Source organism: Tsuneonella deserti, from assembly GCF_014644315.1.
GTDB lineage: Bacteria > Pseudomonadota > Alphaproteobacteria > Sphingomonadales > Sphingomonadaceae > Tsuneonella > Tsuneonella deserti.
This window is the reverse complement of record NZ_BMKL01000001.1, coordinates 1,085,244-1,105,938: the sequence shown is the minus strand read 5'-3', so window position 1 is coordinate 1,105,938 and position 20,695 is coordinate 1,085,244. Positions and strand designations below refer to the sequence as shown.

Sequence of the window (20,695 nt, the reverse complement as noted above, 5' to 3'; positions counted from 1 at the left end):
GGTCGCCCCGCAGTCGCCGTTGGTCGATACCTATCGGGCGAGACGGCCGAAGCATCCCGCGCCGGCGTAGACTGCACTGTCGCCCAGCTCTTCCTCGATGCGGATAAGCTGGTTGTACTTCGCCAGCCGATCGGAACGCGCAAGGCTTCCGGTCTTGATCTGTCCGCAGTTGGTGGCGACGGCGAGGTCGGCGATGGTGGTGTCTTCAGTCTCGCCCGAGCGATGGCTCATGACCGCGGTATAGCCGGCTCGCTGGGCGATGCCGACGGCCTCCAGCGTCTCGGTGAGAGTGCCGATCTGGTTCACCTTGACCAGAAGCGAGTTGGCCAGACCCTTGCCGATCCCCACGCGCAGGCGTTCGGGATTGGTGACGAACAGATCGTCACCCACTAGCTGAACCTTGTTCCCGATGCGGTCGGTCAGTCCCTTCCACCCCTCGAAGTCGTCCTCGCTCATGCCGTCCTCGATGGAACGGATCGGGTATGCATCGCACAGGTCCGCCAGCCAGGCCGCCTTTTCCTGCGAGGTGAGCGAGATGCCCTCGCCCGTCATCTCGTACCTGCCGCCCTTGAAGTACTCGGTCGCCGCGCAGTCGAGCGCGAGCGCGATGTCGGTGCCCGGCTGAAAGCCGGCCTGCTCGATCGACGCCATGACGAAGTCGAGCGCCGCGCGAGTGCTGGCAAGGTCCGGTGCAAAGCCGCCTTCGTCACCCACCGCGGTGGCCAGGCCCTTGTCATGGAGTGCCTTCTTGAGGGTGTGGAACACCTCCGCACCCCAGCGCACGCCTTCCGCGAGCGTCGGCGCGCCAATCGGCATGATCATGAATTCCTGCACATCGATCGGATTGTCGGCGTGCTCGCCGCCGTTGATGATGTTCATCATCGGCACCGGCAGGACGTGCGCTGCCACGCCACCGATGTAGCTGTACAGCGGCAGCCCCCGCGCATCGGCGGCGGCCTTGGCGACCGCGAGGCTGACCCCGAGGATGGCGTTGGCGCCGAGGGTGCCCTTGTTGGCGCTGCCATCGGCCTCGATCATGGCGAGATCGATCTCGCGCTGGTCCTCCGCGTCGATCCCGTCGAGCAGATCGCGCAAGGTTCCATTGACTGCCTCGACCGCCTTCGTGACGCCCTTGCCAAGGTAGCGAGTCTTGTCTCCGTCGCGCAGCTCGACTGCCTCGTGCGCCCCCGTGCTGGCGCCCGAGGGGACCGCGGCACGGCCAAAGCCGCCGTCCTCCAGAAGGACATCGACCTCGACCGTGGGATTGCCCCGGCTGTCAAGAATTTCGCGTGCATGGAGGTCGATGATCGCGGTCATGAAGGCTCCGGATATTTACTGGTGTTGTAATCGACTATGACAGTGCCATATCGACTGTAGCCGCGCTCTATGCGGCGGAACTATGCGACGCAAGTTGCGTTGCTGTTTCGATCCGTCCGGCACCGCCGGGCACTACCTGTAAGCAACCGAGGGCATGAGGAAAACAACGATGGCAGACACGAACCAGACCCCCAAACCCAAGGCTGCCCGTAAGCCGTCCGCCAAGAACGCCTCGGGCGGAAATTCCGCGTCCTCGGGCACGACGGGTTCGACTGCCGCGGCGGCAACCGAACCGGCCGCTCTTACCGCAAGTCACACTGCGGAGGCCAAGGGCCGTTTCAACGCCGCGCTGCAGGAAGCCAAAGCTGGCGCGGCTGCGCTGCGCAGCGAAGCGGCGGACCGCGCCGCCGCCTACCGCAACCAGGCCCGGACGCAGAGCGAAGACTGGGTAGCCGAAGCCAGGAACTATGGCGACCAGGCCCGGGGCAAGGCTGGCGAGCTGGCGACCGAAGGCAAGGGCAAGCTGGCGGAGGCCATTTCGGCGCTCGGCCGCGCCGTGTTCGATACCGCACCGACCGTCGATGAAAAGCTGGGCGCGAAATACGGCGACTATGCCCGCTCGGCCTCGCGATCCTTGCAGGACGTATCGACCCGGCTTGATGCGAAATCGGTCGATGAGCTGGGAGAGGACGCTCGCGAATTCGTTCGGAAGAGCCCCGGCCTCGCGGTAGGCATCGCGGCCGTGGGCGGTTTCCTCCTGGCGCGGATGTTCCGCGGCTCGAACGATTGACCCTTCCTTCCCGGGAGGGGCAATTGAACGAACAATCCACCCGTCCTGACCCCTTGGCCGGCGAGCGATCGCCGGCCGGCGGATCCGCTCATGGCGATGGGTCGGTAGTCGACGACATCCAGACGCTGCTCGACGACGGGAAGACGTACCTCCAGGCTGAGCTTCAGTTCCAGAAAAGTCGGGCGTCCTTCGCGGTCGCTCGAGGGCGCTCGGGCGCAGTTTACGGGGTGGCGGCGCTCATGGCGGCGCACCTCGCGCTGATCGCACTCGTAGTGGGCCTCGTGTTCGCTTTGAGCTCGCTCATCGGGCCATGGGGCGCCACTGCGATCGTCTTCGGCGTTCTGATAGTCGCCGGGATCGTGTTGGCCCTGGCGGCCAGGCGCCGCCTCGCCGCGGTGTCCTCAGCGTTTCGTGAGGGTAGCAAATGAGCGAGCTTCTCGAGCGTACGATGCGCGATGATCGGCTGGTCCGCGATGCTGCCCGCGCTGTTGTCGATGCGGATATCGCTCATCTTCGTGCCGACCTCGCCAGCCGAAGCATCCCGACGCGGATCAAGGACCGGATCAGCGAAGGCGCGGCGGACGTTCTCGACGAAGCCGTTGCCGTGGCCGAGGACAACAAGGGCGTCATAGCGACGCTCGTAGGCGCGATCGTACTCTGGTTCGCACGACACCCGCTGCTCGATCTCGTGAGCAACAACGAAAGCGCCGCGGAACGCCCGAACGCCGGCGATCGTTAGGATCCTAATCCCAAGCAATTAACATTCAGGAGTGGCAGCAGTGTCCAGCAACGACAAACGCGACGAGCTGAAAAGCAAAGTTGACGCGGCGCAAAAGCGCAATCAGCAGCGTACCCTGGGCGATTATGCTCGCGAAGCGGGCGAAGGGGCGAGTTCCTTCGTAAAGGAGCGCCCGCTCACTACCATACTGGGCGGCGTAGCGGTTGGGGTTCTCATAGCTTCACTCGTGCCAGGACCAGGGCGACGCCTGCGCAAGAAGGCGACCAAGCGGGGAGCTGCTCTTGCCGCGGTGATCGCCGATTTGGCGGTTACCTACGGTTCGCGGGCGATGGAGAACGCCGGCGATGCCGCCCGCTCGGGCCAGAGCCGACTGAGCGATCTGGGCGAGACCCTCAGCGAAGTGTTGAGCGAAGGGGCCCGCAATGTGCGGCGCGAGGCGGGCGACGTTTCCGAAGCTACGGAGAAGTTCACCCGCCATGCCGGAAAGCGCGCCAGCCGCACGCTGCGCAACCTGCGCTCGCGCATGTCGAACTGAACATTAGCCAGCGTGATTAGCGGCGCGGCGGGGTTTCCCTGCCGCGCCGCTTTGCTTATGGGGCTGCCGCATCGTCCCTCGACGGACGCCTCCCCAAGAGTATTCAGGACATCCGAATGGCCGAAAAGAAGCAACTGCTCCACCTGGTGATGGGTGGACGCGTGACCGATCCGCGCAAGCTCGAGTTTCAGGATCTGGGCGCAATCGACATGGTCGGCGTATTTCCGGACTATCCTAGTGCGCTCGAGGCCTGGCGTAGTGCTTCGCAGCGCACGGTCGACGATGCCGAAATGAAATACGTCATCGTGCACCTGCACAAGCTGCTCGATCCCGGAGCAGCCGACCAGTAGCGTCTAAAGGGCGCTACCGATCGCTGCGGCAAGCAGGACACCCACCAAAGCGATGGCCGCACGAGTGCGCCGTTCCCGGCGGCGCTTGGTCCATGTCGGCGTATCGAGGTACCATCGCCCGCCCGGAACCAACCGCAACACCTGTTCGCGCTGAAGCCGCTCGAAAGCGCTATTCCGGACCGGGCGGCCGGAAGCATACGCGATTGCGCAGTCCGGGCCGACGGCATCCAGTGACATGAAGTGTTCGACGATCCGCCGCTCGGCGATCGGTCGGGCCGGTACAGGCATGCTCGCTCCCCTTTCGGACCACAGCGGGACCGGGAGCGATGCCTAAATGAACTCGATCTTCTCGACGAGGTAGAACTTGTCGCCGGAGGGAACCGTCACTTCGATTTCATCGCCCACCTTGCGGGTGATCAGCGCCCGGCCGAGGGGCGAGTTGTAGCTGATCCGCCCCACCTTTGCATCCGCTTCGGTCTGGCCGACGATCTGGTACTTGACGGTCTTGTCCTCGTCATCGCGCAGGGTGACGGTGGCGCCGAACACGATGCGGTCGCCCGAAAGCGATGCCGGATCGATGATCTGCGCGCGGCTGATGCGGTCTTCCAGCTCGGCGATCTGCGCCTCGACCTGGCCCTGCCGCTCCTTGGCGGCGTGGTATTCCGCGTTTTCGGAAAGGTCGCCATGGGCGCGCGCTTCCTCGATCGCATCGACGATCTTGGGACGCTCCGCGCGATAGGCCTTCAGGTCGGCGGTAAGCCGCTCGTAACCCTCGGCCAGCATCGGCACCTTTTCCATCGTAGCCATCTTGCAATCTTTCTCTCTGCCCGCCCCCCGACAACAAGAAATCGCTAACCGGCTGCCCGTGGGACAGCCCCGTTCGGTCGCGATGTCGGGGGAGAGCCTTGTCTGGTTCAGCTATGATAGTCTTGCAACGGACGCACTTCAAGCTGGCTGGGGTTAACTTCCGTTATCGCACGCGTCACGGCCAGGCTCGCCGCCGCGGTCGTATAATACGGGACCTTCGCCGAAAGCGCGCTGGCGCGGATGGACTGGCTGTCCAGATGCGATTGCCAGCCTTCGGTCGTATTGAAGATCAGAGCGACCTCGTGGTCGATGATCCTGTCGACGATATGAGGCTGACCCTCCGCGACCTTGTTCACGCGTTCGACCTGCAGGCCCTGGTCGGCCAGGTAACGCTGGGTCCCTGCCGTGGCGATGGCAGTGAAGCCGTGCTCGATCAGGGCGCGCACGGCGGGGACGATGGCCGCCTTGTCGCTGTCTTTGACGGAGACGAAAAGCACGCCCCCGCTCGGCAGGCGGTCGCCCGCGCCAAGCTGTGATTTCAGGAACGCGGTGGGGAAATCGCGATCGATGCCCATCACCTCGCCGGTCGATTTCATTTCCGGAGTGAGGACCGGGTCGGCGCCGGGGAAACGGGCGAAGGGGAATACCGCCTCCTTGACCGCCATGTAATCGAAATCCCGCTTGAACTGGGGGAAGCTGGCCAGGGTTTCACCCGCCATCACGCGCGCTGCGATCTTGGCTACCGGCTGCCCGATCGCCTTGGCGACGAAGGGCACCGTGCGGCTCGCGCGCGGGTTCACCTCGATGAGGAACACTTCGCCGTCCTTGACCGCGAACTGGATGTTCATCAGCCCCTTCACGCGCAGCGCTATGGCCAGCGCAGCGGCCTGGCGCTCCATCTCGGCAACGATCTGCGGAGGCAGGCTGTAAGGCGGCAGGGTGCAGGCGCTGTCGCCCGAATGGACGCCGGCCTCTTCGATGTGCTGCATCACGCCGGCAATGCGCACCTCGGTGCCGTCGCACAGCGCATCGACATCGCACTCGATCGCATCGCGCAGGTATTGGTCAACCAGCACCGGGCTGTCACCCGACACGTTCACCGCGGTGGCGATGTAGTTGTCGAGCTGGGCCTCGCTGTCGACGATTTCCATTGCCCGGCCACCGAGCACGTAGGAAGGCCGCAGAAGCACCGGGTAGCCGATCCGGTTGGCAATCGCGGCCGCCTCGTCGCGGGTGCGGGCGAGGCCGTTGGCCGGCTGCTTGAGCTTGAGGTCTGTCACCAGCCTGGCGAACCGCTCGCGGTCTTCCGCCAGGTCGATCGCATCGGGCGAAGTGCCGAGGATCGGGATACCCTCGTCCTCCAGCGCCTGGGCGAGCTTGAGCGGGGTCTGCCCGCCGAACTGGACGATGACGCCAACCAATTCCCCGTTCTGCTGCTCGACGCGGAGGATTTCCAGGACGTCCTCCGCAGTTAGCGGCTCGAAATAAAGCCGGTCCGAAGTGTCGTAGTCGGTGCTCACCGTCTCAGGATTGCAGTTGACCATGATGGTCTCGTAGCCGGCCTCGGTCAGCGCGAAGCAGGCGTGCACGCAGCAGTAATCGAATTCGATGCCCTGCCCGATGCGGTTGGGCCCGCCGCCCAGGATGACGATCTTGCGCCGGTCGCTCGGCATGGCCTCGTCCTCCGGTTCGCCAAACGTCGGCGCCTCGTAGGTCGAATACATGTAAGGCGTGATCGCCTCGAATTCGGCGGCGCAGCTATCGATGCGCTTGAACACGGGGAACACGCCCAGCTTGCGGCGCAACTGGCGCACTTCCTTCTCGCTGGTCGCCCCCGCCATTGCGCGCAAGGTGTCGTGCAGCAACCCGGCGCGCTTGGCCTGGGTTTCCCCCAGCCCACCCGCCACACCGACCGAACGCACCGCCAGCGTCGCGAGGCGCCGGTCCGAAAAGCCCATCGCCTTCAGCCGCCGCATCTCCTGCGCGTTGCGCGGCAGGCCGTGGTGATCGATCATCTTCTCCTCGTAGATGATCTCTTCGATCTGGCGCAGGAACCACGGATCGTAGCCGGTGATGCGGGCGATCTCGTCCAGCTCGATTTCCTCGCGAAACGCCTGCGCCACCTTGAGCAGGCGGTCGGGCGTGCGCTTGCTTAGGGAAGCGAAGATCTCGTCCCGCGGCGCGCCTTCCAGCTCGACCACGCGGTTGAATCCGTCGAGGCCGGTCTCAAGCCCGCGCAGGGCCTTCTGCACGCTCTCCTGGAAATTGCGGCCGATCGCCATGACTTCGCCGACGGACTTCATAGCGGTCGACAGGTCGTTCTTGGCGCCCTTGAACTTCTCGAACGCGAAGCGGGGTATCTTGGTGACGACGTAGTCGATCGTCGGTTCGAACGCGGCGGGGGTCGCCCCGGTGATCTCGTTGGTGATCTCGTCGAGGGTGTAGCCGACCGCCAGCTTGGCGGCGACGCGGGCGATCGGGAAGCCGGTCGCCTTCGAGGCGAGCGCCGACGAGCGCGAGACGCGCGGGTTCATCTCGATGACGATCAGCCGCCCGTCCTTCGGATTGACTGCGAACTGAACGTTCGAACCGCCTGTTTCGACACCGATTTCACGCAGCACGGCGATGCTCGCCGAACGCATGATCTGGTATTCCTTGTCGGTCAGCGTCAGCGCCGGGGCGACGGTGATGGAGTCCCCGGTGTGGACCCCCATCGGGTCGACGTTCTCGATCGAGCAGATGATGATGGCATTGTCGTTCCGGTCGCGAACGACCTCCATCTCGTACTCTTTCCAGCCGAGCAGTGATTCCTCGATCAGGACTTCGGTGGTCGGGCTGGCGTCAAGCCCTTCGCGCACGATGCGCTCGAACTCGGCCTTGTTGTAAGCGATGCCGCCGCCTGTGCCGCCAAGTGTGAAGCTCGGCCGGATGATCGACGGGAGGCCGGTTCTCTCCAGCACTTCAAAGGCCTGCTCGACGGTGTTGGCAACGCCGCTGCGCGCGCTTTCGAGGCCGATCTTGTCCATCGCCTCGCGGAAGCGCTGGCGGTTCTCGGCCTTGTCGATCGCGTCGGCATCGGCGCCGATCATCTGCACGCCCAGGCGATCGAGCGTGCCGTCGTTGTAGAGCGCGAGCGCGGTGTTGAGCGCCGTCTGCCCGCCCATCGTCGGGAGCAGCGCGTCGGGCCGCTCCTTCTCGATGATCTTCGCGACGATCTCGGGCGTGATCGGCTCGACATAGGTCGCGTCGGCGAACTCGGGATCGGTCATGATCGTGGCGGGGTTGGAGTTGACCAGAATCACCCGGTACCCCTCCTCCTTCAAAGCCTTGATCGCCTGCGTGCCCGAATAATCGAACTCGCACGCCTGCCCGATGACGATCGGCCCGGCGCCAATGACGAGGATCGAAGAGATGTCAGTGCGTTTGGGCATTATTGGCTCTCGTCCGGGATTCCGATGTAGCGCCTCTCTTCGAGAGACAACTGCGCGCCAGCGTTCAATCTGGTTTGCAGCATGAGTTGGGTGGCAACGTCACGCATCGCCTTCTGGGAATCCATCAACAGACGCTCGCGTTCGGCCCATCCAGACGAGGCATAACCAGTCGTCTGCAAATCAGTTTCTCGAATACCAAACCCAAGGGATCGTGCGATTTCAAAAACGAGCCTGATCGTCTTGGTCTCAGTGTTCTTGACAATCCGCTCATCGTTCACCCCATCGAGCGAAACGTTGATCGCTTCGATGAATTCTTTGTAGGCATCCATAACTGACCTGTTTCGACCGAATTCAACGGGGATCAGATTGATCGCGAGTTGAAAGGAAGGGTCAGCTGGAACGTGCCGGGTTGCGAGCAGCATTCGCAAGATAGTCAGCTTTTGATCGCGGTCCTTACGCCTTCCATCGATCCAAAGGGTGATGAGTACGGCGACTATTGGCCCGACTATGATGCCCAGCAAGGTGAGCAGTTCATAGAGCTCAAGCCCAAGGAAGGTGTCTCCGTTCACCCCAACATCCCCACGAACTTCTCGAATAAATAGAAACTGTCCTGCGGGCCGGGGCTCGCCTCAGGGTGGTACTGCACCCCAAACGCGCGCTTGCCCTTGAGCGAAATGCCGCAATTGGAGCCATCGAACAGGCTAACGTGCGTCTCCTCCACTCCCTCCGGCAACGACTGATTATCGACCGCGAAACCATGGTTCATCGAGGTGATCTCGACCACGCCGTCGCTGAGCCGCTTGACCGGATGGTTCGCGCCGCGGTGGCCCTGGTGCATCTTGCTCGTCTTCGCACCGGCGGCGAGGCCGAGCATCTGGTGGCCGAGGCAGATGCCGAAGATCGGCACGTCCTTGTCGAGCAGCGCGCGAATGGTCGGCACCGCATACTCACCCGTCGCCGCCGGGTCGCCCGGGCCGTTGGAGAGGAACACGCCATCGGGCTGCAGTGCCTCGATTTCCGCGAGCGAGGTCTGCGCCGGCACCACCGTCACCCGCGCTCCCGCCTTGGCGAGATTGCGGAAAATGTTGTCCTTGCTGCCGTAGTCGATGGCGACGACATGCGGCTTGGGCTTGCCGCCTTCGCCGGTCCACGATGCGCGGCTGTAGCCCTTGCCGAGCTCCCAATAGCCGCCGCCCCACTGTTCCTGGTCCTCGCGGCTGACGCGGGCGGCGAGGTCCATGCCTTCGAGCCCCGGCCAATCCTTCGCGCGTTTCACCAGCGCTGGGATGTCGAACCGGTCCTTGGGATCGTGCGCAATGACTGCGTTCGGGGCACCGGCCAGCCGGATGCGGCGGGTCAGCGCGCGGGTATCGACTCCCGACAGGCCGATCTTGCCCTTGGCAGCGAGCCAGTCGCCCAGTTCCATCTCGGCGCGAAAGTTCGAGTGCGGGGTAACCGCCTCACGCACCACGCAGCCGACCGCGCCTTCGACCTGGCTCTCGACGTCCTCGGCGTTGGCGCCGACGTTACCGATGTGAGGAAAGGTGAAGGTGACGATCTGCGCGGCGTAGGAGGGATCGGTCATCACCTCCTGGTAGCCGGTCATCGCGGTGTTGAAGCACACCTCGCCCACCGCGCTGCCGGTTGCGCCGAAGCCCTTGCCCCAGATGCAGGTTCCATCGGCCAATACCAGCACGCCGGTCGCGCCTTCAGGTTGCGCGTGGCTATGTGCGGCGTCGGCCATGGGTGGCGCTCCGAGTCAGGTGTTTTCCGGCGATGTTGCTAAGTCCCAGCCGCTAGGCGCGCGGCCCGCACTCGTCAACCTGTCCAAGCGCCGTTTCTCGGGTTAAGTGGCCGCCGCATCCTCCAGCTTCAATCCGAAAGGCGCATTTCCATGATCCGCGACACCATCAAGCAGGCCCAGATCGCGGCGATGAAAGGCGGCGACAAGGAGCGCCTCGCCGCGGTTCGCTTGATCCTCGCGAAGCTCAAGGACCGGGACATAGAGCTGCGAACCGCCTCGTCACAGCCGGACGACGACACGCTGGTGGTCGACGTCCTGCAAAAGATGGCCAAGCAGCGGCGCGAGTCGATAACCATGTATGTTGACGGTAATCGCGAGGAACTGGCCGAGCAGGAGCGGAAAGAACTCAAGGTTATCGAGGAGTTCCTCCCCGCCCAGCTTTCGGACGACGAAACCCGCGCCGCGATCGCGGACATCAAGTCAACCTTAAACGCTGAATCCATTAAGGATATGGGCCGCGTGATGGCGGAACTAAAGGCCCGCCACGGCACTGTGCTCGACATGCAGACCGCCAGCCGGCTGGTCAAAGAGGCACTGTCGTAAGAGGGAAACCATGAGGAAGCTGATCGCCGCGGGCGCACTGGCGCTGCTGGCTGCCGGATGCTCGGACGAACCGAGCCAGCGCGAGGTGCAGGACCAGGAGGTGACCGACCTCAACCGCGTGAACAGCGATGGCGAGGCGGTCGCCAAGGCCAAGGCGCTGCCTGCGGGCGACCTGACCGAATTCACCCTTGGCGGCCGGATCGGCGAGAAGACCGTGGCCATGACGAACGCGGCCGGTAGCTTCGCGGACCTGCGCAGCTTCGTCGCCTGTCCCAAGGGCATGGACCCGTGCGACCCGAAAATCGCGCCGGCTGGCACCGTCTATACCTACGTGATGGTGGTCTATCCCGGCGGCGACAACGACGAGGATACCGGCATCGGCGCGCACAACACCGCCAGCGACATCGAGCGGGCGACCGCCTTCCGCATGACGATGCCGGCGCACGGCTTCACGGGCAAGGCCGGCTACGCCAAGCCCGAAGCGCTCGCCGCTATCGGCCCCAAGGCTGACGTCGTGGTCTCATGCGATGCGGGCAGGATCGTCTGGACCGTGAGCGCGGGCGACGGCGGCAACCAGTGGGAGCAGAAGGAGCCGCTGACCTTTTACTGGCAGTCCACCCTGCCCCCGGCCGGAACCGCCAAGGCCTACGCCTTCGATGCCGACAGTACCGAGGCGATTGGCATGGGATTTTATCCGGCAGCGCGTGAAGGCGTGGCCAACGCCTGCGCTTGAGGTTGCATCGGGGCGCGATTCGCCCGCATTGAGGGCGCATGGCGCTCTCCCCGCAATGGCTCGACGAACTGCGCGCGCGGGTGACGCTGAGCGGCGTGGTCATGCGCACCACCAAGCTCCAGCGCGCCGGCCGCGAGTGGAAGGCCTGCTGCCCGTTCCATAACGAGAAGTCGCCCAGCTTCACCGTCAGCGACGAGAAAGGGTTCTACCACTGCTTCGGTTGCGGCGCGCATGGCGATGTAATCCGCTGGATGACCGACCAGCGCGGCCTTTCCTTCATGGATGCGATCAAGGAGCTCGCCGCCGAGGCGGGCCTCGAAGTTCCCGCCCCAGATCCGCGCGCCGCGAAGAGAGCCGAGCAACAGGCGGGCCTCCACGACGTGATGCAGGCGGCGCAGGACTGGTTCCGCGGCAACCTCGACACGCCAGGCGGCGCGAAGGCGCGCGAGTATCTCGCCGGACGCGGGTTCGACGCGCACACCCTGGAGCGCTTCGGCTTCGGCTACGCACCGGCTGCGCGCAACGCGATCGCGAAGGCGCTTAGCCAGTTCGACCGGGGCATGCTGGTCGAGGCGGGTCTGCTGATCGCAGTGGACGACAAGGAGCCCTACGACCGCTTCCGCGAGAGACTGACCATCCCGATCCACGATCCCCGCGGCCGGGTGATCGCCTTCGCCGCACGCATCCTCGACGCGGACAAGAAAGACGCGCCCAAGTATCTGAATTCGCCCGATACTCCGCTTTTCGACAAGGGGCGCACGCTGTTCAACCTCCACCGCGCTGGCCCCACCGCGCGGCGGAGCGGGCGCATGATCGTGGTCGAAGGCCAGATGGACGCGGTCGCAATGGCCGCCGGCGGTTTCGAAGAGGCCGTCGCGCCGATGGGAACCGCGCTCACCGAGCGGCACCTCGAACTGCTCTGGCGGATGGTCGATGCTCCGGTCCTGTGCTTCGACGGCGACAGCGCGGGTCAACGCGCGGCGATGCGGGGCATCAGCCGCGCGCTGCCGATGCTAGCTCCGGGCAAGACCCTGTCGATCGTGCGACTGCCCGCGGGCCTCGACCCGGATGACCTTATCAAGCAGCAGGGCGCAAAGGCGATGGAGGACCTCCTCGCCAGCCCCGCCAGCATGATCGACACCCTGTGGGCGTTCGAGCGCGATGCCGCGCCGCTGCGCACTCCGGAAGAGAAGGCGGGTCTCAAGGCGCGGCTGCTTGATCATTGCGAGGCGATCCAGCATCCGGACATCAAGGCGCTCTATCGCCGCGAACTGCTCGACAGGTTTTCCGAATTTGCTTTCCCTCCCAAGCCGCCCCGCCCGCCCCGCGAGAGGCGCGAGTGGAGAAGCGGGTTCGGAAAGCCGATGGCGCCCGCTCTCGATCCGGCTGCAGCGGGCCGGCTCCGCAAGGCAGCGGACGGGGGATCGCGCGACCTCCTGGCAGGGGCCGTGATCGCCGGGCTATTGCGTTTCCCCGACCAGATCCTCGTTCACGCCGATCCGCTCGCGAGCTTTGCCGCGAGCGACGGGCGCAACGGCCCTGCCCTCGAATCGCTGATCGAAGCGGCCGAAATGCTTGAACACGCGGGCGACACGCCCATATCCGCGCCACAGGGGTTCGCTCCGCCGCCGGACAAAAGCCGCTTTGCCTTCCTCGATGAAGGCGCCGATCCGCGGGACGCGCGCGAAGACCTGGCCGAAGCCGTGGCGTTACTGGTCGAACGGCCCGCGCTGGAAGCTGCCCTGGCAGCGGCCACCGCGCGCTTCGAGACCGACCCGGAAGCCGCATTTGCCGAGCAGCAACGGCTGCTTAAACGAAAGCTGGCGTTCGAGAAACGACTCGGGCTAATGGCGAGCCGCAGAGCCGCGCGCGCGGCTCAACCCGAATTTGACTCTCCGGTGGCAGACCCCGGCACTCCGGACGAGAATCACGAATGACGCGAGACGAAATGGCCACGCAAGAAGACGCCACCGGCAAGGACGACGCACCGCTCATCGACCTCAACGAGGCGTCGGTGAAGAAGCTGATCGCGAAGGCCAAGCGCCGCGGTTACATCACCGTGGACGAACTCAACGAGGCGCTGCCCCAGGACGAGATGTCGTCCGAGCAGATCGAGGACGTGATGTCCGCGATCAGCGAAATGGGCGTCAACATCGTCGAAACCGACGAAGATGCCGAGGCCGAAGGGGAGAGCGAGGAAGACGCCGAGGAAATCGTCGACGAAGACGATGATGAGGAAGGCGCATCCAACAAGCCGGCGAAGCCCGCCGCCGCGGCCAAGAAGAAAGAGACCGTCGAGCGCACCGACGATCCCGTGCGGATGTACCTGCGCGAGATGGGGGCGGTCGAGCTGCTCAGCCGCGAGGGCGAGATCGCCATCGCCAAGCGCATCGAAGCAGGTCGCGACATGATGATCATGGGCCTGTGCGAAAGCCCGATCACCTTCCACGCGATCATCCATTGGTCCGAAGCGCTCAACAACGAGGAAATGCAACTGCGCGAGATTCTCGATCTCGACGCCATGCTGTCGAAGGAGCCGCCGGTCGAGAAAATGACCGAGGACGCCGAGGACGACGAGGACGACGGCGAGATCTCCGAAGCGACCGCCGGCCCTTCCTTCAAGGAGGAGGAAGAGGTCGAGGAAGAAGAAGAGGCCGACGAGGACGAGGACGGCGAACCGCGTTCGCGCCGCGTCGAAGAGGAGGAGGAAGAGGATAACACTCTTTCGCTCGCCCAGATGGAAGCCGCGCTCAAGCCGGAGGCGCTCGAGACTTTCGCCCGTATCACCGACCTCTTCAAGAAGTTCGAAAAACTCCAGGCCGAACGCGTCGACGTTCTGGGCCGGGGCGAAGAATTCCCCAAGGCCAAGGAAAAGAAGTACGAGGACCTGCGCGAGCAGCTCACCGCGGAAGTGGAGAGCGTGCAGTTCCACGCGACCAAGATCGAGTTTCTGGTCGACAACCTCTATGCCTTCAATCGCCGCCTGACGACGCTTGGCGGCCAGATGCTGCGCCTCGCCGAGCGTCACAAGGTAAAGCGCGCCGATTTCCTCAATGCCTACATCGGCAACGAACTCGACGATTCCTGGCTGCAGGCGAATGCCAAGAAGGACAAGAAGTGGGCCGCCTTCGCCGAGAAGGAAGCCGACGCGGTCGAACGCATCCGCGCCGAAATCGCGGACATCGCGGCGGCGACCGGCATGTCGCTCCCCGAGTTCCGGCGCATCGTCAACATGGTCCAGAAGGGCGAGCGCGAGGCGCGCATCGCCAAGAAGGAAATGGTCGAGGCGAACCTGCGCCTGGTGATCTCGATCGCCAAGAAATACACCAACCGCGGCTTGCAATTCCTCGACCTCATCCAGGAAGGGAATATCGGCCTGATGAAGGCGGTCGACAAGTTCGAGTACCGCCGCGGCTACAAGTTCTCGACTTACGCGACCTGGTGGATCCGGCAGGCGATCACCCGCTCGATCGCCGACCAGGCGCGCACGATTCGCATCCCGGTCCATATGATCGAGACGATCAACAAGCTGGTCCGCACCAGCCGCCAGTTCCTCCACGAGCACGGCCGCGAGCCGACGCCCGAGGAAATGGCCGAGCGCCTGTCGATGCCGCTCGAAAAGGTGCGCAAGGTGATGAAGATCGCCAAGGAGCCGATCTCCCTCGAAACGCCGATCGGCGACGAGGAAGATTCGCACCTGGGTGATTTCATCGAGGACAAGAATGCGGTCATCCCGGTGGATGCGGCGATCCAGTCGAACCTCAAGGAAACCGTTACTCGGGTGCTGGCATCGCTCACTCCGCGCGAGGAACGCGTGCTGCGCATGCGCTTCGGCATCGGGATGAACACCGATCACACGCTCGAAGAAGTCGGCCAGCAATTTTCGGTGACGCGCGAACGAATTCGTCAAATCGAAGCAAAGGCGCTGAGGAAACTGAAGCATCCGAGCCGAAGCCGGAAGATGCGCAGCTTCCTCGACCAGTAAGTCAGGCAATCGTTCGGGCCGCGTTTTTTCAAGCGCGGCCCGTTTGACATGTGGCGCAGCGCCACTCATGCAGCGACAGAATATGAGCGAACTGCCTCCGATAGATTTCGCCTCGCTGTTCGCCGGATCTCCCAATCCTTACGTTGTCATGGATCGGGATCTGACGATCGTCTGGATGAACGACGCCTACCTGGCTGCTACCCTGCGCCGGGCCGAGGACATACTCGGCAAGAGGATGTTCGAGGCGTTCCCGAGCGATCCGGGAAGCGAGAGCCACCAGCTTCTAAGCCAGTCGTTCGACCGCGTCCTGCGCACGGGCGAGCGCGATGAAATCGCGCTGATCCGGTACGACATCGCGAACGCCGCCGGTGAAATGGAAGTGCGTTACTGGAGCGCTACCCACACGCCGGTGAAGGATTCGGCGGGGGGTCTGGCTTTCATCCTTCAGCACACGGTTGACGTCACCGAACTCCACAGCCTGCGCCGCTCCCGCGACGAAGCGGGCCTGGTCCAGCGGGCGGATGCCATCCAGGCCCGCAACCGCGATCTTGCCGAGGAACGCGATCGGTTCCGGCGGATGTTCGAACAGGCGCCGGGGTTCGTCGCCGTGGTGGGCGGGTCGCGGCATGTCTTTCTGATGGCGAACGCCGCCTATCACCGCCTGGTCGGGGAGCGGGACTTGATGGGCAAGGCAGCCGCAGATGCCTTGCCGGAGGTCGTCGAACAGGGATTCATCGACCTGCTCGACCGCGTTCGCGCGGAAGGCAAAGTCTACGTAGGTGAGCGCGAGCCGATCATGTTGCGGAGCGAAGGATCGGAGGCCCTGAGCCGCCGTTACCTGACGTTCGTCTACCAACCCATCTTCGACGCTGGCAGCGTTACCGCGATTTTCGTCCAGGGTTATGACGTGACCGACGAGGTGGAAGCCTCCGAAGCACAGAAACTGCTCATCAACGAGCTCAATCACCGGGTGAAGAACACGCTGGCGATCGTCCAGGGCCTGGCGGCACAATCCTTTCGCAACATCGATGCGGCGGCGGATGGGCTGAAGGCGCTGGATGCACGGCTGAACGCCTTGGCCGCGGCGCACAGCCTGCTTACCGAGAGAAATTGGGAAGCGGCCAGGCTGAAAGACACCATCCGAAGCGCCGTCCAGGCGACGCTGGGGAGCGAAGCAGACCGCGTCACGCTCGTCGGCCCTGCGCTTTCACTCCCGCCGCAGACGACAGTCTCACTCGCCATGCTGGTGCACGAACTGAGCACGAACGCGCTCAAGTATGGCGCGCTCGCCAACGCCGAGGGAAAGATAGACGTGCGCTGGCAAGTGACCGGAGAGCCGGGAAAGCGCCGGCTCGAGATCGACTGGCGGGAAAGCGGCGGACCGCCGGTGGTTCAACCGGCAAGGCGCGGTTTCGGCACCCGCCTGATCGAGAGGGGCCTGTCTGCCGAAGGTAGCGCCAAGACCAGCATCGACTTCCATCCCCTGGGCCTGCATTGCACCGTCGTGACGAATATCGGAGAGAACGGCTGATGGACCTCGAAGGCAAGACTATCCTCGTTCTGGAGGACGAGCCCATCATTGCCATGGCGCTTGAAGATCATCTCGACATTGCCGGCGCCATCCCCGTGGTCGCCGCCACGCTCGCCCAGGCGCACGAGGCCTTGGCCGAACAACCGCTCGACGCCGCGATCCTCGACGTGAACGTGCACGGGGAGAAAAGCTTCCCCGTTGCCGAGTCGCTGAATTCGAAAGGCATCCCATTCGTGTTCGCCTCGGGCTACGGAGACAACCTCCACGAGGCTGCCTTCGCCAAGGTGCCAACGGTCACGAAGCCTTACAATCTGGAGGCGATTCGCCAGGCGTTCTCCCGCTTCTCCCAAGGCTGAGGCCACACCGAAGCCCGCAGGCAAGGCCAGCTTTTGCATTGCGGGTGGCGGCAGGAAAGCGGAACGACTATGGCGCGCGCATGCGCATCGCCATCGCTTCCGACCACGCCGCTTTCGATCTCAAGGCCCGCCTGCGCGAATGGCTGATCGAAGAGGGCCATGAAGTGGCCGATCTCGGACCCGACAGCCCCGACAGCGTCGACTACCCCGATTACGGCTACAAGCTGGCGGATGTGGTGGCGGACGGGACGGCCCGGCTCGGCGTGGCCCTGTGCGGATCGGGCATCGGCATTTCCATCTCGGTCAACCGTAACCCCGCCGTGCGCTGCGCGCTGGTGTCGGAACCCCTGTCGGCCGCACTCGCGCGCGAGCACAACGATGCGAACGTCATCGCATTGGGCGCGCGGCTGATCGGGATCGACATGGCCAAGGCCTGCATCGGCGCATTCCTGACAACCGAATTCGCCGGCGGCCGTCACCAGCGGCGCGTCGACAAGCTCAGCCAACCGCCCGCATTCAAGGAGCAGGCATGACCCCCTCTTTCGCAGATGGCGCATCCGACACCCTCGCCCGCGCCGACGCCGGGACCAGCGACCCGCTGGCCCGGTTCTGGGGCGACGACCTTGCCACGGCGGACCCCGAGATCGCCCAGGCCATCCGCCACGAACTCGACCGCCAGCGCAACCGGATCGAGCTGATCGCGAGCGAGAACATCACGAGCCGCGCGGTTCTCGAGGCGACCGGATCGGTCTTCACCAACAAGTATGCCGAAGGTTATCCCGGCAAGCGCTACTACGGCGGCTGCGAATATGCCGATGTGGTGGAAAACCTCGCGATCGAGCGCGCCAGGAAGCTGTTCGGGTGCGAATTCGCCAACGTCCAGCCCAACAGCGGCAGCCAGATGAACCAGGCGGTGTTCCTGGCGCTGCTGCAGCCGGGCGACACCTTCATGGGCCTGGACCTGAATTCGGGCGGCCACCTGACTCACGGCTCGCCCGTCAACATGAGCGGCAAGTGGTTCAATCCGGTGAGCTACGGCGTGCGCAAGGATGACGAGCGGATCGACATGGACGCCGTCCGCGCGACCGCCCTGGAGCACAAGCCCAAGCTCATCATCGCCGGCGGCACCGCCTATTCGCGGGTGTGGGACTGGGAAGCATTCCGCAGCATCGCCGACGAGGTGGGCGCGTACCTTCTCGTCGACATGAGCCACATCGCCGGTCTCGTCGCCGGCGGCGCGCACCCTTCCCCCGTGCCCCACGCTCACGTCACCACCACCACGACGCACAAGAGCTTGCGCGGCCCGCGCTCGGGCGTGATCCTGTGGAACGACGAGGCGCTGTCGAAGCCGCTCAACATGGCGGTCTTTCCCGGCCTCCAGGGCGGCCCGCTGATGCACGTCGTCGCGGCCAAGGCGGTCGCTTTCGGAGAAGCGCTACGGCCCGATTTCGCAGATTACGCGCACCGCATCGTCGCGAACGCGCGTGCGCTGGCCGAGGGTGTCGAAGCCGGCGGCCTGCGGGTCGTCTCGGGCGGGACCGACAACCATTCGATGCTGGTGGACCTGACGCCCAAGGACGTGACCGGCAAGGCTGCCGAGCACGGCCTCGACCGCGCCTACCTGACCTGCAACAAGAACGGCATTCCCTACGACACGCGCAGCCCGTTCGTGACCAGCGGCATCCGCCTCGGGACGCCCGCCGGCACGACGCGCGGCTTCGGCCCGGATGAGTTCCGCGCAATCGGCGGCCTGATCGCCGAAGTGGTCGATGGCCTCTCGCGCAATGGGCCCGAAGGCGATGCGCAGGTGGAACAAAGCGTCCGCCGCCGCGTCAGCGAACTGTGCGATCAATTTCCCGTATATCCCGGAAGGCAATGACAATGGACCAGAATAACCCGAACGACGGCGGCAAGCAGGACTGGGTCGAGGACATCAAGAGCGAAGTCAGCGGCATGGCCAAGGAAGGCATGCACCATCCCTCGACAAAGCCGGTGCTCGCCGGCGCAGCGATCGGCGCGGTAGCCGGCGCCCTGCTCCCTGTGATCAGCCTTCCGGTCGGCCTCCTCGCCGGAGCCGGCATCGCGCTCTACAACCGCGTCAAGAAGTAAGCGTCGCGGATGCGCTGTCCTTTTTGCGCGCACGACGATTCGCAGGTCAAGGACAGCCGCCCGGCCGAAGACAGCACCGCGATACGCCGGCGCCGCCAGTGCGAAAGCTGCGGCGCGCGTTTCACCACTTTCGAACGCGTGCAACTGCGCGACGTGACCGTGGTGAAGTCCGGCGACCGGCGAGAGCCGTTCGACCGGCGCAAGCTCGAACAGTCGATCACGCTCGCGGTGCGCAAGCGGGGAATCGAGCAGGAGCGGATCGACCAACTGGTCAGCGGCATTCAGCGGCAGGTCGAAACCTCGGGCGAAAGCGAGGTGCCTTCGGCGCGGATCGGCGAGATGGTCATGGAGGGCCTCCGCCAGATCGACAGCGTCGCCTACATCCGGTTCGCCTCGGTCTACCGCGATTTCGGAGAAGCCCGCGATTTCGAGGAATTCGCCAGCAATGTGCGCGACTTCGGCGGCGCTGGCTGATCCCTCCCTTGCCCACGCTGTCCGGTTCATGAAGCACCAACCGCCCGTCATCGTCCTCGTCCGTCCCCAACTGGGGGAGAATATCGGCAAGGCGGCACGCGCCATGCTCAATTTCGGGCTCACCGAGATGCGCCTTGTCGAACCGCGCGACGGATGGCCCAATCCCTCTGCAGGGCCTGCTGCTTCCGGGGCGGACGTGGTGCTGGAAAATGCCCGCGTGTTCGCCACCACCGCAGAGGCTGTCGCGGATTGCGCGCACGTCTATGCAACCACGGTGCGCAAGCGCGGGGTGACCAAGCCTGTGCTGACGCCGGACGCCGCCGCGCGCGAAATCCATTCGCAGACCGGGCGCAGCGCGATCCTGTTCGGGCCCGAGCGATCAGGGCTGGAAACCGACGACGTCGCCCTCGCCCGGGCCATCCTGACGGTGCCCATCAATCCCGAATTCGGCTCGCTGAACCTGGCCCAGGCCGTGATCCTGGTGGCTTATGAGTGGTCGAAGGGCGAAGCGCTCGCTACCCCGACCGAGGAAGATCTCCTGCCGCCCGCGCCCCAGGAAGATCTGGAGGGAATGATTGCCCAGCTCGAGACAATGCTTGAGCCCAGGGGTTTCTTCCGGCCCGAAAGCCGGCGGCCGCACACGCGGCGGACCCTGCGCAGCTTGCTGACCAAGCCGGGCTGGAACCATCTCGAAGTCAGGACCCTGCGCGGCGTGCTGAGCCACCTCGGCAAACCCGACCGCGATTAGCGGCGCAAGCGATCCCACTCGTCGAATTCGTAGGCGATCGAGGCTTCGACCAGCCTTTCCCATAGCTCCGCGATCGCTTCACGCGGCAGTCCGGCCGCAGCAGCACGATCCGCCGCCGCTTCGATAACCGCGGCCTTGCGCGCTTCGTCGCGCACGCTGGCGCGGTCCTGCTTGATCCGCGCGGCGGCGCGCATATAGCCGAAACGGCGCTCGAGCAGCGCTACCAGCTCGCGGTCGGTCTGGTCGACGCCCGCGCGCACCTCCAGCATCGTCTGGCAATCGTCGGGCAGCTTGAGGGTGTCGATCATGGCCTGCGCGTTGGCCGGTCGGGCTGGCTTTGTCGAGGCCGCTGCCTTGACCTTCCCACGGTTCCTGCTATGCGCGCGCCTCGCATTTGATCCCGTATCCCGGTGAAGCGGAGATCGCGGCGGACATAGCAGGTC

General features: G+C 64.7%; 23 protein-coding genes. 16 read left to right on the top strand and 7 right to left on the bottom strand.

What is annotated here, in order from left to right; all coding sequences use genetic code 11:
- Positions 1-30: 30 nt before the first annotated feature.
- Complete coding sequence (gene eno, locus IEW58_RS05165; protein WP_188644144.1) at positions 31-1,317, bottom strand: phosphopyruvate hydratase; 1,287 nt, start codon at positions 1,315-1,317, stop codon at positions 31-33.
- 169 nt (positions 1,318-1,486) lie between these two features.
- On the opposite strand from eno, the gene IEW58_RS05160 reads away from it, so the two are divergent.
- The 5 genes from IEW58_RS05160 (at position 1,487) to IEW58_RS05140 (ending at position 3,731) form a co-directional block, all read left to right on the top strand.
- The gene (locus IEW58_RS05160) at positions 1,487-2,107 is read left to right on the top strand and encodes a hypothetical protein (protein ID WP_188644143.1); all 621 of its coding nucleotides are present in this window, start codon (positions 1,487-1,489) and stop codon (positions 2,105-2,107) included.
- A gap of 23 nt (positions 2,108-2,130) precedes the next feature.
- Positions 2,131-2,535 (top strand): phage holin family protein, encoded by a 405-nt coding sequence (locus tag IEW58_RS05155; RefSeq protein ID WP_188644142.1) that lies wholly within the window; start codon positions 2,131-2,133, stop codon positions 2,533-2,535.
- Complete coding sequence (locus IEW58_RS05150) at positions 2,532-2,846, top strand: hypothetical protein (RefSeq protein WP_188644141.1); 315 nt, start codon at positions 2,532-2,534, stop codon at positions 2,844-2,846. Before IEW58_RS05155 ends, IEW58_RS05150 begins: the two co-directional genes overlap by 4 nt.
- Positions 2,847-2,886: 40 nt before the next feature.
- A complete protein-coding gene (locus IEW58_RS05145; RefSeq protein WP_188644140.1) occupies positions 2,887-3,381 on the top strand; it encodes a hypothetical protein in 495 nt (164 codons plus the stop codon).
- Positions 3,382-3,497: 116 nt separating this feature from the next.
- The gene (locus IEW58_RS05140; RefSeq protein WP_188644139.1) at positions 3,498-3,731 is read left to right on the top strand and encodes a DUF4170 domain-containing protein; all 234 of its coding nucleotides are present in this window, start codon (positions 3,498-3,500) and stop codon (positions 3,729-3,731) included.
- A 3-nt stretch (positions 3,732-3,734) separates the two neighbouring features.
- Here IEW58_RS05140 and IEW58_RS05135 read toward each other — a convergent pair whose 3' ends face one another.
- The 5 genes from IEW58_RS05135 to carA form a co-directional block, all read right to left on the bottom strand.
- Positions 3,735-4,019 (bottom strand): hypothetical protein, encoded by a 285-nt coding sequence (locus IEW58_RS05135; protein WP_188644138.1) that lies wholly within the window; start codon positions 4,017-4,019, stop codon positions 3,735-3,737.
- Between the two features lie 42 nt (positions 4,020-4,061).
- Positions 4,062-4,538 carry a transcription elongation factor GreA gene (greA, locus tag IEW58_RS05130; RefSeq protein ID WP_188644137.1) on the bottom strand — a complete coding sequence of 159 codons (477 nt, stop codon included), beginning with the start codon at positions 4,536-4,538 and terminating at the stop codon, positions 4,062-4,064.
- Positions 4,539-4,645: 107 nt separating this feature from the next.
- Complete coding sequence (gene carB, locus IEW58_RS05125) at positions 4,646-7,969, bottom strand: carbamoyl-phosphate synthase large subunit (protein ID WP_188644136.1); 3,324 nt, start codon at positions 7,967-7,969, stop codon at positions 4,646-4,648.
- Positions 7,969-8,538, bottom strand: coding sequence for a DUF6680 family protein (locus IEW58_RS05120; RefSeq protein ID WP_188644135.1), 570 nt, complete (start codon positions 8,536-8,538; stop codon positions 7,969-7,971). The genes carB and IEW58_RS05120 overlap by 1 nt, the downstream gene beginning before the upstream one ends.
- On the bottom strand, positions 8,535-9,713 hold the full coding sequence (gene carA, locus IEW58_RS05115) for a glutamine-hydrolyzing carbamoyl-phosphate synthase small subunit (RefSeq protein WP_188644134.1): 1,179 nt from the start codon (positions 9,711-9,713) through the stop codon (positions 8,535-8,537). Before carA ends, IEW58_RS05120 begins: the two co-directional genes overlap by 4 nt.
- 150 nt (positions 9,714-9,863) lie before the next feature.
- Here carA and IEW58_RS05110 point away from each other — a divergent pair, with 150 nt between their 5' ends.
- From IEW58_RS05110 to IEW58_RS05060, 11 genes are all read left to right on the top strand, one after another.
- Positions 9,864-10,316 carry a GatB/YqeY domain-containing protein gene (locus IEW58_RS05110; protein ID WP_188644133.1) on the top strand — a complete coding sequence of 151 codons (453 nt, stop codon included), beginning with the start codon at positions 9,864-9,866 and terminating at the stop codon, positions 10,314-10,316.
- A 10-nt stretch (positions 10,317-10,326) separates the two neighbouring features.
- Positions 10,327-11,049: a hypothetical protein gene (locus IEW58_RS05105; protein ID WP_188644132.1), complete on the top strand. Its 723-nt coding sequence runs from the start codon at positions 10,327-10,329 to the stop codon at positions 11,047-11,049.
- A 38-nt stretch (positions 11,050-11,087) separates the two neighbouring features.
- On the top strand, positions 11,088-12,986 hold the full coding sequence (gene dnaG / locus IEW58_RS05100) for a DNA primase (RefSeq protein ID WP_188644131.1): 1,899 nt from the start codon (positions 11,088-11,090) through the stop codon (positions 12,984-12,986).
- Positions 12,987-12,997: 11 nt separating this feature from the next.
- A complete protein-coding gene (gene rpoD, locus IEW58_RS05095; protein WP_188644130.1) occupies positions 12,998-15,034 on the top strand; it encodes an RNA polymerase sigma factor RpoD in 2,037 nt (678 codons plus the stop codon).
- 82 nt (positions 15,035-15,116) lie between these two features.
- The gene (locus IEW58_RS05090) at positions 15,117-16,565 is read left to right on the top strand and encodes a sensor histidine kinase (protein ID WP_188644129.1); all 1,449 of its coding nucleotides are present in this window, start codon (positions 15,117-15,119) and stop codon (positions 16,563-16,565) included.
- Positions 16,565-16,921 carry a response regulator gene (locus IEW58_RS05085; protein WP_188644128.1) on the top strand — a complete coding sequence of 119 codons (357 nt, stop codon included), beginning with the start codon at positions 16,565-16,567 and terminating at the stop codon, positions 16,919-16,921. The genes IEW58_RS05090 and IEW58_RS05085 overlap by 1 nt, the downstream gene beginning before the upstream one ends.
- Before the next feature lie 80 nt (positions 16,922-17,001).
- The gene (gene rpiB, locus IEW58_RS05080) at positions 17,002-17,454 is read left to right on the top strand and encodes a ribose 5-phosphate isomerase B (protein WP_188644127.1); all 453 of its coding nucleotides are present in this window, start codon (positions 17,002-17,004) and stop codon (positions 17,452-17,454) included.
- The gene (gene glyA, locus IEW58_RS05075; RefSeq protein ID WP_188644126.1) at positions 17,451-18,800 is read left to right on the top strand and encodes a serine hydroxymethyltransferase; all 1,350 of its coding nucleotides are present in this window, start codon (positions 17,451-17,453) and stop codon (positions 18,798-18,800) included. The genes rpiB and glyA overlap by 4 nt, the downstream gene beginning before the upstream one ends.
- Before the next feature lie 2 nt (positions 18,801-18,802).
- On the top strand, positions 18,803-19,030 hold the full coding sequence (locus IEW58_RS05070) for a hypothetical protein (RefSeq protein ID WP_188644125.1): 228 nt from the start codon (positions 18,803-18,805) through the stop codon (positions 19,028-19,030).
- 9 nt (positions 19,031-19,039) lie between these two features.
- Positions 19,040-19,504 carry a transcriptional regulator NrdR gene (gene nrdR, locus IEW58_RS05065; RefSeq protein WP_188644124.1) on the top strand — a complete coding sequence of 155 codons (465 nt, stop codon included), beginning with the start codon at positions 19,040-19,042 and terminating at the stop codon, positions 19,502-19,504.
- 28 nt (positions 19,505-19,532) lie between these two features.
- Positions 19,533-20,252: an RNA methyltransferase gene (locus IEW58_RS05060; RefSeq protein ID WP_188644123.1), complete on the top strand. Its 720-nt coding sequence runs from the start codon at positions 19,533-19,535 to the stop codon at positions 20,250-20,252.
- Here the strand turns inward: IEW58_RS05060 and IEW58_RS05055 are convergent.
- Entirely contained in the window at positions 20,249-20,560 is a 312-nt protein-coding gene (locus IEW58_RS05055) for a chorismate mutase (RefSeq protein WP_188644122.1), read from the bottom strand. The two genes, IEW58_RS05060 and IEW58_RS05055, sit on opposite strands and share 4 nt — an antisense overlap.
- Positions 20,561-20,695: the final 135 nt, after the last annotated feature.